Source organism: Falseniella ignava CCUG 37419, from assembly GCF_000301055.1.
GTDB classification, from domain to species: domain Bacteria; phylum Bacillota; class Bacilli; order Lactobacillales; family Aerococcaceae; genus Falseniella; species Falseniella ignava.
This window is the reverse complement of record NZ_JH932300.1, coordinates 353,371-367,281: the sequence shown is the minus strand read 5'-3', so window position 1 is coordinate 367,281 and position 13,911 is coordinate 353,371. Positions and strand designations below refer to the sequence as shown.

Sequence of the window (13,911 nt, the reverse complement as noted above, 5' to 3'; positions counted from 1 at the left end):
CTCCCTTTCTTTTATTAAATATCCATCGAATCAAATGCGAATGGTACTAATTCGCTAACGGTCGTTGTTAAAATTGTTCCATCCTGCCTCGTCAAATACACCGGAGTATCTGCATCACAAAATTCAACCATCACTTGACGACAAATACTACAAGGCGATAAAAAATCCTCTGTTTGTCCCGCTACAGCAATACTTTCAATGCTTTTAGGTCGGTATCCTTGACTAACCGCTGAAAAAATTGCACTGCGTTCCGCACAGTTCGTCGCTCCAAATGACACATTCTCAATATTCACTCCCGTATAGATCTTTCCATCCTTCATTCGAATGGCACAGCCCACAGGGAAATTAGAATAAGGACTATAAGAATGCGTCATCGCTTCACGAGCTTGATTCATCAATTCAACTATGTGTTGTTCCATAAGCCCTCCTAATGTCTATGCTAACTGCTCAACAGCTTGTTGAACATCAAAATATAGGTGGTCCGATGAGTCTATTAATAATGGAACACCGACGGCGGTTTGGCGGATCGCATCAAACTCATTTCGTTGATCACGATATTGGAGAAACTGCTTTAAATTCGCAATCGATTCATTAATATTAATGGCTTCATATGGAATTTGATGTTGGTCCAATTGGGCCATAAAAGGTTCTGTCTGAGGACACTTATCACTATAAAATAATCGATTCACTAATCACTCAACCCTTTCCATCCTCTAAATATTAATTTTATTGTATCAAATATTTGCGCCAGACAATAATAAATTGATTTAATTTTCAGAAAAGATATAATACGGATGTTATTAAAATTTGAATAAAGGAGTTTCTATCATGGAGCAAAAACTGAAACACCCTGGACAAAATTGGTTATTCCGTTTTGTCAAAGGAATGTTTATCGGGTCTGGTTTTATTATCCCAGGAGTAAGTGGGGGTGCTTTAGCAGCCATCTTTGGGGTCTACCAACAAATTATTACGTTTTTAGCGAACCCCTTTAAAAATTTAAAAGAAAACATCTTATTCTTTATACCGATTGGACTGGGTGCATTATTTGGCATCGGAATTTTAGCATGGGGTGTAAGTTACTTACTGCAAAATTATCAAACGATTGTTAGCTGGTTCTTTGTTGGGGCGGTCGTTGGTACACTTCCAGCACTCTGGCAAGAAGCTGGCAGTCAAGGCCGAACACCTCAAAGTTATCTAACAGCGATCATCGCTTTTATCGCTGCTCTGGCCCTTTTATTTTATGGGAATCAATTATTTACTGAAGAAGTTCCCGCTCATTTCATATCATGGATGGTGTGCGGTGGATTAATTGCTTTAGGTATTTTAATTCCGGGATTGAGTCCGTCTAATTTTATTCTCTATATGGGACTTTACGAAAAGATGTCCGATGGTTTTAAACACTTTGATCTATCGGTCATTATTCCGATCGGTTTGGGTGGCATTGTTATTCTACTCGCTTTAGCAAAGCTGATTGAATGGATCTTTAACCATTATTACACGCTCTTCTTCCATTTTATTTTTGGAGTCGTCGTTGCCTCAACATTGATGATTATCCCTACTCATTATCCGGCCTCATTCGGTTGGGTACAATATACTTTTTGCGTTGGAATGTTAGTCTTAGGTACTGCGCTGGGACACTGGATGACGCAACTGGAAGCAAAATATAAGTAAACAAAAACTCGTCTACCTCTTTTGAAAGGTAAGCGAGTTTTTTTAAGTTATTACTCGGTTTCAAGTGTATATTCAATATTATCGAATACTAATTTATCATCTTCAACTTGTGCGTCGATGACAACAACTTTGTTATATCTAACTCTTAGAACGTTATCTTTATTATAGATATCAATTCCATTAAATTCTATAATAAACGCCCCATCTTTATTAACAACATATTGAACTGGGTCATAAATTTTAGACAATTCATCATAAATTACTCCATCCGCAAGACCTTGTTCTTCGAGTTCCTTAGCCTTTGAAACTAAAGACCCATTCGGTTGACTTGGCGGCATTGTTAGATTTGCATTTTTAATTGCCGCTTCGTCTTCTATTTGTAAGTATGGTATGACCTCAATAAATTTTTCGCCTATAGCACCTCCAGCAAAAGATAAGATTAATGAATCTTCTGAAATTAAAATTTGTTCAATAACCGCATTTTCGTCTGAAGTTGTATAGACTTTATAATTTTCCTCAGCAAATATATTTTGTGAAGGTAACAGCCACACGATAGACACGATGGTTAAAAATATTTTTTTCATTTTATCCTCCTTTTATTAAAAACATTTGCAAAATCACAGTACTTAGCTCGATACTATCTCCATTGTACAAAAGTTTTAATTTTTTTCAACACTTTATTATATTTTGATTAAAATATTTTTTCGTTTTTAATATTATTTTAGAAGTGTCGAAATAGGACAACGAAAGAAATGGCAGTTAAAAATAGATTTTAATTAAAACATATTATGAATGTTTTTTGAACCAATCTTTGATAGCTTGAATGCGAGCCACTCGCAAATTAGGTAGTCCATTGCGCGAAAGTCCATGGCTAGAAGATGGAAATTCAATCATCTTCGTATCAATTCCCTTTTTCTTCATAGCAATATACATTTGCTGGGCTTGTTCAAGTGGACAGCGATAATCCTCTCGACCATGGAGAATTAATAGTGGCGTTTTTGATTGGTGAGCGTACTTCAATGGCGATAAATTCCACAATCCTTCACTATCCGATAGATCACGCTCAAGTTGGCACTCTACAAAGAAAGCGCCAATATCACTCGTTCCATAGAAGCTAATCCAATTACTGATGCAACGTTGCGTACATGCCGCACGGAAACGATCGGTATGGCCTACAATCCAGTTGGTCATAAAACCACCATAACTGCCTCCTGCTACATACAAATGGGATTGATCAATTTCAGGATGTTGTTCAAGCACGTAATCTAATCCTGTCATCAAATCTTGATAATCCACATTACCATAATCACCTAAAATTGAAGCGACATGCGCTTGTCCATAACCATTCGATCCGCGTGGATTGAGCATCATCACACCATACCCTTGAGCAGCAAAATATTGCATTTCATGGAAGAATGTTTCTCCATAACAAACTTGTGGTCCACCATGAATATATAAGATCGCTGGATGTGACTTCTCGTTAGCGCTACTCTCCTCTACTGGAGGTAAATACCAACCATATATCGGCTGTCCGGTTGAATCAGTATAATTAATTTCTTCAGCTGCTTGATAATGATATTCTGTCGTAGCGTTCGGATCATAAACTAATGTCAGTGTTCGTTCTTCAATATCAAACTTTCCTAAGGCACTCGGCAAAGATACTGATGAATACGTCACTGATATTTCCTTGCTACCAGGACAAATATTACCACCTGTGAGATGTAACGGCTGGTCTAGTAGACAATGGTAATTCCCCGCAATATCTCCTCGATAGAGATCGGTTCGCCCTTGCGCTGTGACAATAAATAAAAATGCTTCATCATCGAGCCATTCAATGGGAAACTCTTCTTTATTTTGTTGGAAATCTGCCACAATAATGTCCCCAATATAATGATCAAATTCAGGGTTAATAGCAGTTAACTGACCCGTAGCAACTTCATAGCGATACAATACTGGAAGCGTCACAAAAGCATAGTCAAACGTATTTGCAATCATGAGTAAATCTGTTTGACTCGGATTCGCACTTACAAATGATATTGAGCCTTTCTTTGGTGGAATCGCAATTAATGTATCTTCTCCATTTGAAAGATTGTGCCGATATAAATTCTCTCCAAGCTGCCATTCATCGTGGTAGCTACGGCTTTCAAACCATAGAAGATAGTTCTCATCTCGAGCTACAAAATTAACTTTAAACGGTTTAGACCGTTCCATTATTTGCTCGGATTTTAGTGAATTTAGGTCTAAATTCGATAAGTAGTACGCTTTATCATATTCAAGATAACCTGCGCCATCGGCTTTATATGTTAGGTCTTCAACGATGACTGCTTCCGGTTTTTCTGATTTTTCAGCCTGTTCAGCACCCTCTTTATCTTGAGTTGCTTCACTCCATTGGTAATAAATGGAGTGGTCATTTGCCTGTAAGTAATGACTAATGCCTTTCGGTACTTTCGTTAACTGCTCTGCAGCACCTCCTTCGAGAGACATGCGGAATAATTGTGCTTTTTTATCTTCAGTGTGATTTGAGATAAAGAATAAATATCGTTGATCAGTACTTAAAGTTAAATGTTGATTGACAGTTCCACCAGGGCTCCACACTTTTACTTCTTCCGTCTCTGTATGGTAACTTTTAATCGTTTGAACATAATGATTGGAATCCATTTGAAGTTCTGTTTCAATAAAGAATATTAATTTACCAACTTGAATCGGGTTGCTCACACTTTTTAGTTGTTCGAGTGCTTGTATATCAACTAATTTCATCGTTTCCTCCGCTTATTTAAAAATTCGCTCAAATGGGTCTAAACTAATTTGTTGATCTAACACTTGCTGAGCATAGATTTTTGCACTAAAAAGTGAATGATCGCGATAATTACCACATTCTTTTGCGGTAGTTGCTTCAACGTGATCCGCTTCAGTCACAATTTTCAACACATTTTGAACAGCTTGTTGAATTTCCTGAACCGAATGTTCGTCCCAAATCACTAAGTAAAAACCGGTGCGACACCCCATTGGCGAAATATCAATCACACCTTTCAATTCATCACGTAGATGAATTGCTAAAAAATGTTCCAAAGTGTGAACCGCTGCCGTTGGGAGTGCATCTTGATTCGGTTGGATGAAGCGAATATCGTACTTTTCAATGCGCGATCCCTCTTCAGAAACTTCAACACCTGCTAACCGAATATAGGGAGCTTTTACTGCGTTATGATCTAGACTAAAACTTTCAACTTTTGCCATGATTTATTCTCCTTTTCTTTCACCAAATTTATATCACTTTATTAAGGTAATTTCTTACCGGTACTTCGATAAATTTCGTACCATTCTGGACGGGTTAATTGAACTTCGCTTACTTTAGCAATGGCTTCAACACGCGCTGGATTCATCGATCCTACCAGCGGTTGCATCTGAGCAGGATGACGCAATATCCAAGCAATAACCATCGCTTCAAAGGATACACCGTACTGATCAGCACAACGCGTTAACGTCTCCGTTAATTGTTGGTAGTCCGGATGCTTCATAAAGAGTCCCTCTTGTAAATTGACGTGGAACGGTGACCAAGGCTGCAACGTCATTTGGTGAATTCGACTATAGTTTAGCAAATCACCACCGCGATCAACCGATGCTTCATTCACTAGATTGACATTAAATTGTTGATCAATTAAAGAAGTATAGGCCGGCCCAAACTCAACTTGATTAATTTCTAACGGTCGCTCAACCGCAGTTTTTAAATATTCAATTTGCCCTGCACTATAATTGGATACACCAAAATGTCTAACTTTTCCTGTTTGATATAAATGATCAAATGCCGCAGCAACTTCTTCAGCCTCCATCAACGTATCTGGACGATGTAATAATAAAACATCGAGAAAATCAACTTGGAGCCGCGATAATATTTGATCGACTGAAGAGAGAATATGCTCTTTGGAATGATCATAATAGCCGCTACAAATTCCCACCTTCGATTGAATTAAAATTTGATCCCGGTGAATCGAACTCTTTTTGAGTGCTTGACCAAAAATTTCCTCCGATTTTCCGTCACCATAAATATCTGCATGGTCAAAATAATTAATACCGACTTGGTGCGCCGTTTCAATGAGTTCTGTCGCTTCTTCAACGGTTTTATGTTGCATACGCCAGCAGCCTAACGCTACCGTACTTGCCTTTAAGTTACTTTTTCCAATTTGTATTTGCTTCATGATTTTTCCTTTCTAGAGGGTTACTCACTATATTGAATGGTACTTTGGACAGCTCTTTGCCAGCCAGCGAATAAGCGTTGACGGGTCTCTTCAGCCATCTTCGGTTGCAATAAAGCCGACTGCTCAATCCCGCTTGGTAATTGATCCAATGAATCCCAATAGCCTACCGTCAATCCTGCCATATAAGCAACACCTAAAGCGGTTGTTTCCAACTGGACACTTCTTCGAACCGGAATTCCTAATATATCTGCTTGAAATTGCATCAAATAATTGTTTTTAGCCGCGCCACCGTCGGCTTTTAAGACTGTGACATCGAGATTAGTATCTTTCATCATCGTATCCACTACATCGCGTGACTGATAAGCGATCGCTTGAAGCATCGCTTTAGCAAAATCAGCTCGATTCGTCCCACGATCAATGCCATAGATTGCCCCACGAACCTGTGTATTCCAGTATGGGGCACCCATCCCAGTAAAAGCAGGCACGATATATAAGTCATCACGTTCATGCGATTGCATTGCTAATGCTTCTGAGTCACTCGCTTTTTCAAATAATTCCAATCCATCACGTAGCCATTGAATCCCTGCGCCCGTAATAAATATCGAACCTTCAAGTGCATAATAGGTATTATCCTGTAATTGATAAGCAATCGTCGTAACGAGATTATGTTCAGATAATTGCATTTGCTGACCGATATTCATCATAACAAATGACCCCGTACCGTATGTATTCTTTACTGTGCCAGGCTCAAAGGCCTGTTGTCCGAACAATGCAGCTTGTTGATCCCCGGCTACGCCTGCGATAGGGATTTGTTCCCCATAAAAATGATAGGTCTGCGTATAACCAAAGATTTCTGAATTAGACTTAACTTCCGGTAACATGACCTTAGGAATATTAAATATCTCCAACAACTCTTCATCCCACTCGAGCGTTTTAATATTATATAACATCGTCCGAGCGGCATTCGTAACATCCGTTGCAAAGACTTTACCTTCGGTTAATTGATAAATTAGCCATGTATCAATTGTACCAAAACATAACTCTCCTGCCTCGGCTTTAGCTTGAGCATCAGGCACTTTATCCAAAATCCATCGAATCTTTGTTGCAGAAAAGTATGGATCCACCTTCAATCCCGTTTTCGATTGAATGAGTGCTTCGTAACCTGCTTCAATCAGTTGATTCGAGATGGCTTCTGTCTGACGGGATTGCCACACAATCGCTGGATAGATGGGTTTACCACTCTGACGGTCCCATACAACCGTTGTCTCGCGTTGATTAGTAATCCCAATCGCTGCAATTTGATGGGGTTGAAGATTACTTGTAATCAGCACCCTTGAAATAACATTTTGCACACTTTGCCAAATTTCTAATGGATCGTGTTCTACCCAGCCATTTTCTGGGTAGTATTGAGAGAATTCTTCTTGCGCAACGGCAACAATCTCCCCTTGATGATTGACGATGACGGCTCGACTGCTCGTCGTTCCTTGATCAATCGCCATAATAAATTGTTTTTGCAACGCTTTCACCTCACTTTCATTTCATTTTATGGTAGTCCTTATATGAATTCAAGCAAAAAAGAATTACCCAATAACGAGTAATTCTTTCAGAAATTATTTCTCGTACTGCGCACGAGGACCCCCAATATATTTAGGACGATTGCGTAATGCTGTTACATGAGCGCCACCTAGCTCTTTAATGGTTGGACGAACAGGGACTTGAACATGCTGAACGTGCATCCCGATAAATGTGTCACCAACATCAATCCCACCCGATACACAGACATGTTCAACATTAACTGGATCATCAAATTGATTATAAGCAGCGACCGAGGCAGCGCCTCCGGCATGCATTGCTGGCACTACATTGACAATTTCCCAGCCATGTTGAATCGCATCGGCTCTCTCTACCACCAGACTTCGATTAATATGTTCACATCCTTGAACACATAAAAACATTTCGCGTTCCTTCAAGGCTGCTAAAAGAACACGAATAATCATTTCTCCCACATCGGCATTAGATCCTTTTCCAATTCGTTCGCCCATCACTTCACTTGTACTACACCCTAACACAAACCCTTGCCCTGGCTGTGGATTCAGTTGATTAAGGACATCTTGAACGATTTCACGCCAAGTATTTTCTAATTCATTTAAATTCATCCTTCTCACCTCAATCTTATTATAACGCTTTTTTAAAAAACAAAAAAGCCAATACTAACGTATTAGCTTCAATACTGTGAATTCACACTATTTAGTTAGACGATTCGCTCGCTCATGGGTCAGCTGGCAATAACGCTTATACCATATATCGATAAAACTTGGTGAAAAAGGACCACGTTCCTCTTCTATCCAACGTACTAACTCTTGGATTTGATCTTTAATGATTGTATCAATTTCATTCGAGTAATGGTATTTTCTACCATGTAGTTCATATTCATCCAAATCTAATAAGCGTTTTTCTCCATCCGGAAATACCTTAATATCCAAATCATAGTCTATATACTTTAATGCTTCTCTATCCATCACATAAGGTGAGGCCAAGTTGCAATAATAGGTCACGCCGCGTTTACGCAGCATAGCAATGATGTTAAACCAGAAATGCTTATGGTAGTATACTAAAGCGACTTCTCGAGTAACCCAGCGTCGTCCATCCGATTCAATTACAAGTGTGTGATCATTGCATGCGATCAATGAATTTTCACTTGTCTTCAACACCATATTGTCTCTCCAAGTACGGTGCAGCGAACCATCGTGTTTATAACTTTTAATAGTGATGAATTCTCCTTCACGAGGTTGCTTCATCACCTAACCTACTTTCGTTAAAGGCGAGATATTTTATCCGCCAAATTCACTTCGTCAAACATTATATCATACCCTAATTATTTTGAAAGGTGATAAAGCTTTTATTATGATTTTATTTGTTGCATTAATTTTTGCTGTAAGGTGGACAAAGGTAATTCAGTCATTTGAGCCATACTTGCCCATTTTAATGATTCAAAATTGGATATTGCTGAATTGTTTAATGCGACTTCTACAAGGGTAACCGTCCACTTGCGATGACTAAATTGATGGATAATGGTAGGTGCTTGTAACTGATCACCATTAAATTGAATCAATTGTGCTTGTCGCAAGAGTGATTCAGTAATTTCAGGATATTGGTCCAACAGTGGTTCCAATAACTCATGCTGAGTCACACCTTCCATGACCATCTCAACATCAGCCATGGGAAAATGCCACAATCCATGAAGTAACTCATCTTCTGTATGTTGCCGCACTAAGTATTCTCCTTCAACATTTCGAATCGCATAGGCAAATTTCATTTGTGGGATCACTTTAACTTTTTTCGCTTTAATCGGAAATAAATGTGCCGTTCCATTGTGATACGATTGATCAAAATCTAACAATGGACTTTCAAGTGGCTCATAATTCGTCGGCGTCATAATGGTTGCGCCAATATCCATTAAGGCTTGGTTAAAATCTCCAGGCCGCTCTGGATCAATCAATTGGTATAAGTATGCAGCCATTAGTTTTCGCGTACTCGTTAATGTTATATCTTGATCTATCTCAAATAAACGACTCATAATACGCATCACGTTGCCATCGATAGCGGGTTCTACTAGCCCAAAAGCGATGCTGCCGACGGCCCCAGCAGTGTAGGGCCCTATTCCTTTCAAGGATAAAAGTCCTTCTATTGTCTTAGGCATCTGTCCATCATAATCCGACATTACTTGTTGTGCAGCGACTTGCATATTACGGACACGTGAATAATATCCCAGTCCTTGCCATAGCGACAACAACTCCGCTTCACTGGCAGTAGCCAATGCTTCAATCGTCGGCAACGTCTCAATAAAACGTTCATAATATGGTTTCACCGTATCAACTTGTGTTTGCTGCAACATAATCTCGCTAACCCAAATATAATAAGGATTATCCGTTCGACGCCACGGCAAGTCACGTTGATGTTGGTCATACCACCCTAATAATTGTTCACGAAAAGATTGGATTTTGGCTTCAGACCAATTCAGTGGGTACTGTTCAATCAATTGTTGTTTAGCGTTGCTCTTCAAAAGCCTCCTCCTTATCTAATAGCCATTGTTGGATTAAATCATAATCATATCCTTTGCTGTAAAGCCCGCTGGATACACGGTGTTGGAGCTCATATCCAGTATATTTACGTTGATGACGACGCAATAAGCGTTCTCCTTCTCGATTTAGACGATCATATTGTTCTTCGGGATTGCTCGAAAATTCAACTTGATCAATGGATTCTTGAATAACTTCTCTAGCGAAGCCTTTTTGTAATAAATATTGATACAACTTATTTTTTAACATTGCTGGAGGATATTTTGTTTTACTGCGACAATATTTTTCAGCTAAGTCGAATGCATTTTCCAATTGTTGCGTCATTGGATATTCATCAAGCCCGGTCATAATATGGGACTCACTGACACCCCGCTGCTTTAATTCTTGATGAATTTTTCGCGGTCCTTTTCGATTAAGGTTTGCAGCAGTACGCACATAGCTTTTAGCGTATTCTTCATCATTTAAATAATTCATTTGAATTAATTTTTCAATCGTCCGTTCAATAGTCGCTTCGATATGTTCTAATTCAAAGGACTGTTGCATTAAATACTTGCGCATCTCAGAAATCGAACGTAAGCCGTAACTTAAATAATTCAATGCCTTATCAATTACTTTATGTTCTTTTTCATGATGCGTTAATTGATCGAGTTGTGCTTGGGTCACTGTCTGTCCTTGGTACAGTCCCATTTGAATTAAGACTTCTTCATGGATTCCAACATAAAATTCCTCATCAACATAAATTGAATAACGCTCATGATTATTTTTTTGAGGTTCAATCTTCGTTATTTTCATGCTTACTCCTTCTATATATATTAAACATCTCGATAGCTTAAGGAGCCACTTCAAACCCGCATCATTTTCTGATATGATACTATTATTAATGGACTGGAGGTGGCGAATTTGACACAACAATATATGATTTACGCACGAACCGCTGAGCTCGCTGGTAAGATCCTACTTGAATCTCGAGCAGAAAGTTACCGAGTGGAAGAAACGGCACGCCACTTCTTGTTGGCAAGTGGGTTGCCGGTGGCTGAGGTCAGTACTAATAACACGGGGCTGTATCTTACTTTGGCAGACCACGATAATAACATGATTCCTATTACTATGGTAACGAGAGTTCACAACTTTAGCAATCGTTTAGGACGAATTTATAAAGTGAACAATGTCTCCCGTCAATTAACAAGTGGACAAATCGATATTTATCAAGCTTATGATAAATTAGTCGAAATCGATCGAGCTGAATATAGTGAATTCAACAAAGATATTGCCAATATTTTTCTCGTAATGAGTTTTACAATGTTATTGGGCGGTGGACTGGTTGATATTTTAGCATCCTCTTTAGTCGGTACGATTGTTATGTTCTCTCGTATGCTTCATAAAAAATTAGGGCTTAATGAATTTATACGGGGTTCCGTCACCACTTTAAGTATTGCGCTTGTTGCCCACGGTATAGACCGATTAGCACCGGGGTGGTATTCGCCGGACTTAGTAATTATTGCTGGATTGATGCCTCTTTATCCTGGAACGCTTGTGACCAATGGAATTCGCGATATGCTAAAAGGGGATTATTTATCGGGGGTCGCTTTTATTTCAGCCGCTTTAGTTACGGCCATCAGTCTTGCAATTGGTGTTGTACTGGGAATTTTTATCTTTAGAGGGGTGTTACGATGATTGCAGTCTTTACTCAATTGATAGGTGCCCTATGTGCTTCAATGGCGGCCGGGGTTACTTTCGAAATTCCTAGATTTTTTATCTTCCGGGCGAGCATCATCGGAGCCTTAAGTTATATGGTATTTTTATATGCACAAGGACGTTATGGAAGTTATCCCGCATATTTAATTGCCTGTATATTTTTCACGGTCGCAGCTCATATTTTTGCGAGAAAATATAAAGCACCGGTCACAATTTTTTTAATTCCATCTTTCTTCCTTTATGTACCTGGAACTTCAATGTATCGGATGGCCCTTTCCTTTATTCAATTAGATTACGTCCAGTCGCAACACTACCTCATCGATACTTTATCAATCGCTGGTATTATTGCGGTAGGTGTCTTCTTCGTCGACTCAATGGTCGAAATTATCGTTAAAATTATCAACCACCGCCATCGAATCATTGCAAACAAATAGTAAGATAAAGAATAACATACCCAACTTCAACGGCATATAAAGCTGTAGAAATTGAGTATGTTATTTTTTATGGTTGAACTAAATTACTTGGCTCTTCATTTATAAAATTCATTGTATTATCGAAAGCAATGCGTGCACGATGTGCCATGGCTTCTTTCGTATAATAACCGATATGGGGAGTTAAGACGACATTTGGTGCTTCAAATATTGGCGCATCAGCTGATAAAGGTGGCTCAGTATCATAGACATCCAATCCTGCTCCAACAATCTGACCATTCTTTAACGCTTCAACTAAATCATCCATTTTAATAATCGGACCTCTTGCAATATTAATTAATATTGCCGATGACTTCATCTGACGAAGCTTTTCGGCATTAATAATATGGCGTGTCGAGTCATTAAGTGGTAGATGAAGTGAGACGATATCACTTTGTTGTAGGACTTCACCGAGCGTCCCATATGTCATACCGATTTCTTTGGCTTCAGCATTTTCAACTTGATCATAACCAAGTAGGTTTGCGCCAAACGCTTTGAAAAGTCGTGCTGTCTCCATACCAATTAATCCCGTACCAATAATACCCACAGTCTTGCCACGAATTTCCTGTCCGATAATCGCTCCAGGGTAATTCTCAGCCATTCTTAAATCGCGTTCACTCGGTCCAATCTCTCGGTACAAACTAAGTGTCATGGCAATTGCTAGCTCTGCGACGGCTGTATTCGCATACCCTGCTGCATTACAAACTTTAATCCCCTTTTCATCAGCCTGTTTAACAGGCACATGGTCCACCCCTGTAAAGGCCACATTAATTAATTTTAAATTTGGATTGCGCGCAATCACTTCCTCGCTAATGGGTGTATTAGCTAACATAATAATATCTGCGCCATCCGTACGGCTTAATAACTCTTCCTCATCTGCCCACTTAGAATCATAACAAGTAAACTGGTGCCCCGATTCTTTGATTGGCTGCGCTAACGCTTCAATCAGCTCTTTAGGAACACTCAAAGGTTCGATTAAACTTACTAACATTCTGTTCATCCTTTCTATCAATTCCAGTATCTTATCTATAGTCTACTATAACCGGCGACGAACTGCATTGAATCCGTACCAGATAAAGTAATAGATGGCTTGAAAGAGAGGAAGTTTTTCGACATTACGATATAAATGCCATGTCCGTTTTAAAGCGGTCCATCGATTGCTAGAAATCGACCCCGGCACTTGACGATAATAATTTAATACTTTATCAAGACCATAAGCTTCAATATTCCGTTCGCGCATTAACATTAACCACGTCGCCGTGTCTTGCCCACGGCGTAAATTTGGCATTCGGAAATCTCCCACTATTTGTCGATTGATCATGACAGTTGAACATGCAATCGCAGTGTTCTTTAAAAGTTGGCGGTAACTCGTCTTGAGTGGTATCGGAACTGAATCTTGTATGATTTCACCTGATAAATTCATCCGAGCCAGCCCTGTATAAGTAAAACCATAGTGATGCTCTTGCATAAATTTAAGCTGGCGTTCTAACTTTTCAGGTGACCATACGTCGTCACTATCTACAAATGCAATATATTCTCCCTGCGCCTGCTCTAGACCCGTATTACGTGCTACAGCCGCACCTTGATTAACCGATAAATCAATCACTTTAATTCTTTCATCCGCTTCAGCGTAAGCTTGACAAATTGCAAGTGAATCATCTTGACTCGCATCATTGACTAAAAATAATTCCCATTGAGGGTAAGTCTGTAGCTGAATTGAATCAATGGTGGATTGAATTAAGTCTGCACTATTATAGACAGGTGTAATAATTGAAATCAAACCACTCTTATAATCCATCTGTA

16 protein-coding genes are annotated in these 13,911 nt (G+C 39.2%); 3 read left to right on the top strand and 13 right to left on the bottom strand.

Annotation, left to right across the window (positions count from 1 at the left end):
* Positions 1 to 14: 14 nt before the first annotated feature.
* Positions 15 to 419: a cytidine deaminase gene (cdd, locus tag HMPREF9707_RS01885; RefSeq protein WP_006701022.1), complete on the bottom strand. Its 405-nt coding sequence runs from the start codon at positions 417 to 419 to the stop codon at positions 15 to 17.
* A 15-nt stretch (positions 420 to 434) separates the two neighbouring features.
* Positions 435 to 689 carry a hypothetical protein gene (locus HMPREF9707_RS01880; RefSeq protein WP_006701021.1) on the bottom strand — a complete coding sequence of 85 codons (255 nt, stop codon included), beginning with the start codon at positions 687 to 689 and terminating at the stop codon, positions 435 to 437.
* A 139-nt stretch (positions 690 to 828) separates the two neighbouring features.
* Here HMPREF9707_RS01880 and HMPREF9707_RS01875 point away from each other — a divergent pair, with 139 nt between their 5' ends.
* Positions 829 to 1,671: a DUF368 domain-containing protein gene (locus tag HMPREF9707_RS01875; RefSeq protein WP_006701020.1), complete on the top strand. Its 843-nt coding sequence runs from the start codon at positions 829 to 831 to the stop codon at positions 1,669 to 1,671.
* 50 nt (positions 1,672 to 1,721) lie between these two features.
* Here HMPREF9707_RS01875 and HMPREF9707_RS01870 read toward each other — a convergent pair whose 3' ends face one another.
* The 9 genes from HMPREF9707_RS01870 to recX all read right to left on the bottom strand — a co-directional run bounded on the left by HMPREF9707_RS01870 (position 1,722) and on the right by recX (position 10,735).
* Entirely contained in the window at positions 1,722 to 2,255 is a 534-nt protein-coding gene (locus HMPREF9707_RS01870) for a hypothetical protein (RefSeq protein WP_006701019.1), read from the bottom strand.
* Between the two features lie 202 nt (positions 2,256 to 2,457).
* Positions 2,458 to 4,428 (bottom strand): alpha/beta hydrolase family protein, encoded by a 1,971-nt coding sequence (locus HMPREF9707_RS01865; protein WP_006701018.1) that lies wholly within the window; start codon positions 4,426 to 4,428, stop codon positions 2,458 to 2,460.
* Positions 4,429 to 4,440: 12 nt separating this feature from the next.
* On the bottom strand, positions 4,441 to 4,905 hold the full coding sequence (locus tag HMPREF9707_RS01860; RefSeq protein WP_006701017.1) for an S-ribosylhomocysteine lyase: 465 nt from the start codon (positions 4,903 to 4,905) through the stop codon (positions 4,441 to 4,443).
* A 41-nt stretch (positions 4,906 to 4,946) separates the two neighbouring features.
* A complete protein-coding gene (locus tag HMPREF9707_RS01855) occupies positions 4,947 to 5,864 on the bottom strand; it encodes an aldo/keto reductase (RefSeq protein WP_006701016.1) in 918 nt (305 codons plus the stop codon).
* A 20-nt stretch (positions 5,865 to 5,884) separates the two neighbouring features.
* Entirely contained in the window at positions 5,885 to 7,381 is a 1,497-nt protein-coding gene (gene glpK / locus HMPREF9707_RS01850) for a glycerol kinase GlpK (RefSeq protein ID WP_006701015.1), read from the bottom strand.
* A gap of 93 nt (positions 7,382 to 7,474) precedes the next feature.
* Positions 7,475 to 8,020, bottom strand: coding sequence for a TIGR01440 family protein (locus tag HMPREF9707_RS01845; RefSeq protein WP_006701014.1), 546 nt, complete (start codon positions 8,018 to 8,020; stop codon positions 7,475 to 7,477).
* An 87-nt stretch (positions 8,021 to 8,107) separates the two neighbouring features.
* Entirely contained in the window at positions 8,108 to 8,662 is a 555-nt protein-coding gene (locus tag HMPREF9707_RS01840) for a DUF402 domain-containing protein (protein ID WP_006701013.1), read from the bottom strand.
* A gap of 104 nt (positions 8,663 to 8,766) precedes the next feature.
* Complete coding sequence (gene mutY / locus HMPREF9707_RS01835; RefSeq protein ID WP_006701012.1) at positions 8,767 to 9,927, bottom strand: A/G-specific adenine glycosylase; 1,161 nt, start codon at positions 9,925 to 9,927, stop codon at positions 8,767 to 8,769.
* Positions 9,911 to 10,735 (bottom strand): recombination regulator RecX, encoded by an 825-nt coding sequence (gene recX, locus HMPREF9707_RS01830; RefSeq protein ID WP_006701011.1) that lies wholly within the window; start codon positions 10,733 to 10,735, stop codon positions 9,911 to 9,913. Before recX ends, mutY begins: the two co-directional genes overlap by 17 nt.
* Positions 10,736 to 10,843: 108 nt before the next feature.
* On the opposite strand from recX, the gene HMPREF9707_RS01825 reads away from it, so the two are divergent.
* Both HMPREF9707_RS01825 and HMPREF9707_RS01820 read left to right on the top strand, forming a co-directional pair.
* On the top strand, positions 10,844 to 11,617 hold the full coding sequence (locus HMPREF9707_RS01825; protein ID WP_006701010.1) for a threonine/serine exporter family protein: 774 nt from the start codon (positions 10,844 to 10,846) through the stop codon (positions 11,615 to 11,617).
* The gene (locus HMPREF9707_RS01820; protein WP_006701009.1) at positions 11,614 to 12,072 is read left to right on the top strand and encodes a threonine/serine exporter family protein; all 459 of its coding nucleotides are present in this window, start codon (positions 11,614 to 11,616) and stop codon (positions 12,070 to 12,072) included. The genes HMPREF9707_RS01825 and HMPREF9707_RS01820 overlap by 4 nt, the downstream gene beginning before the upstream one ends.
* Before the next feature lie 67 nt (positions 12,073 to 12,139).
* Here HMPREF9707_RS01820 and HMPREF9707_RS01815 read toward each other — a convergent pair whose 3' ends face one another.
* Both HMPREF9707_RS01815 and HMPREF9707_RS01810 read right to left on the bottom strand, forming a co-directional pair.
* The gene (locus HMPREF9707_RS01815) at positions 12,140 to 13,099 is read right to left on the bottom strand and encodes an NAD(P)-dependent oxidoreductase (protein WP_006701008.1); all 960 of its coding nucleotides are present in this window, start codon (positions 13,097 to 13,099) and stop codon (positions 12,140 to 12,142) included.
* A 45-nt stretch (positions 13,100 to 13,144) separates the two neighbouring features.
* Positions 13,145 to 13,906 carry a glycosyltransferase family 2 protein gene (locus HMPREF9707_RS01810; RefSeq protein WP_006701007.1) on the bottom strand — a complete coding sequence of 254 codons (762 nt, stop codon included), beginning with the start codon at positions 13,904 to 13,906 and terminating at the stop codon, positions 13,145 to 13,147.
* Positions 13,907 to 13,911: the final 5 nt, after the last annotated feature.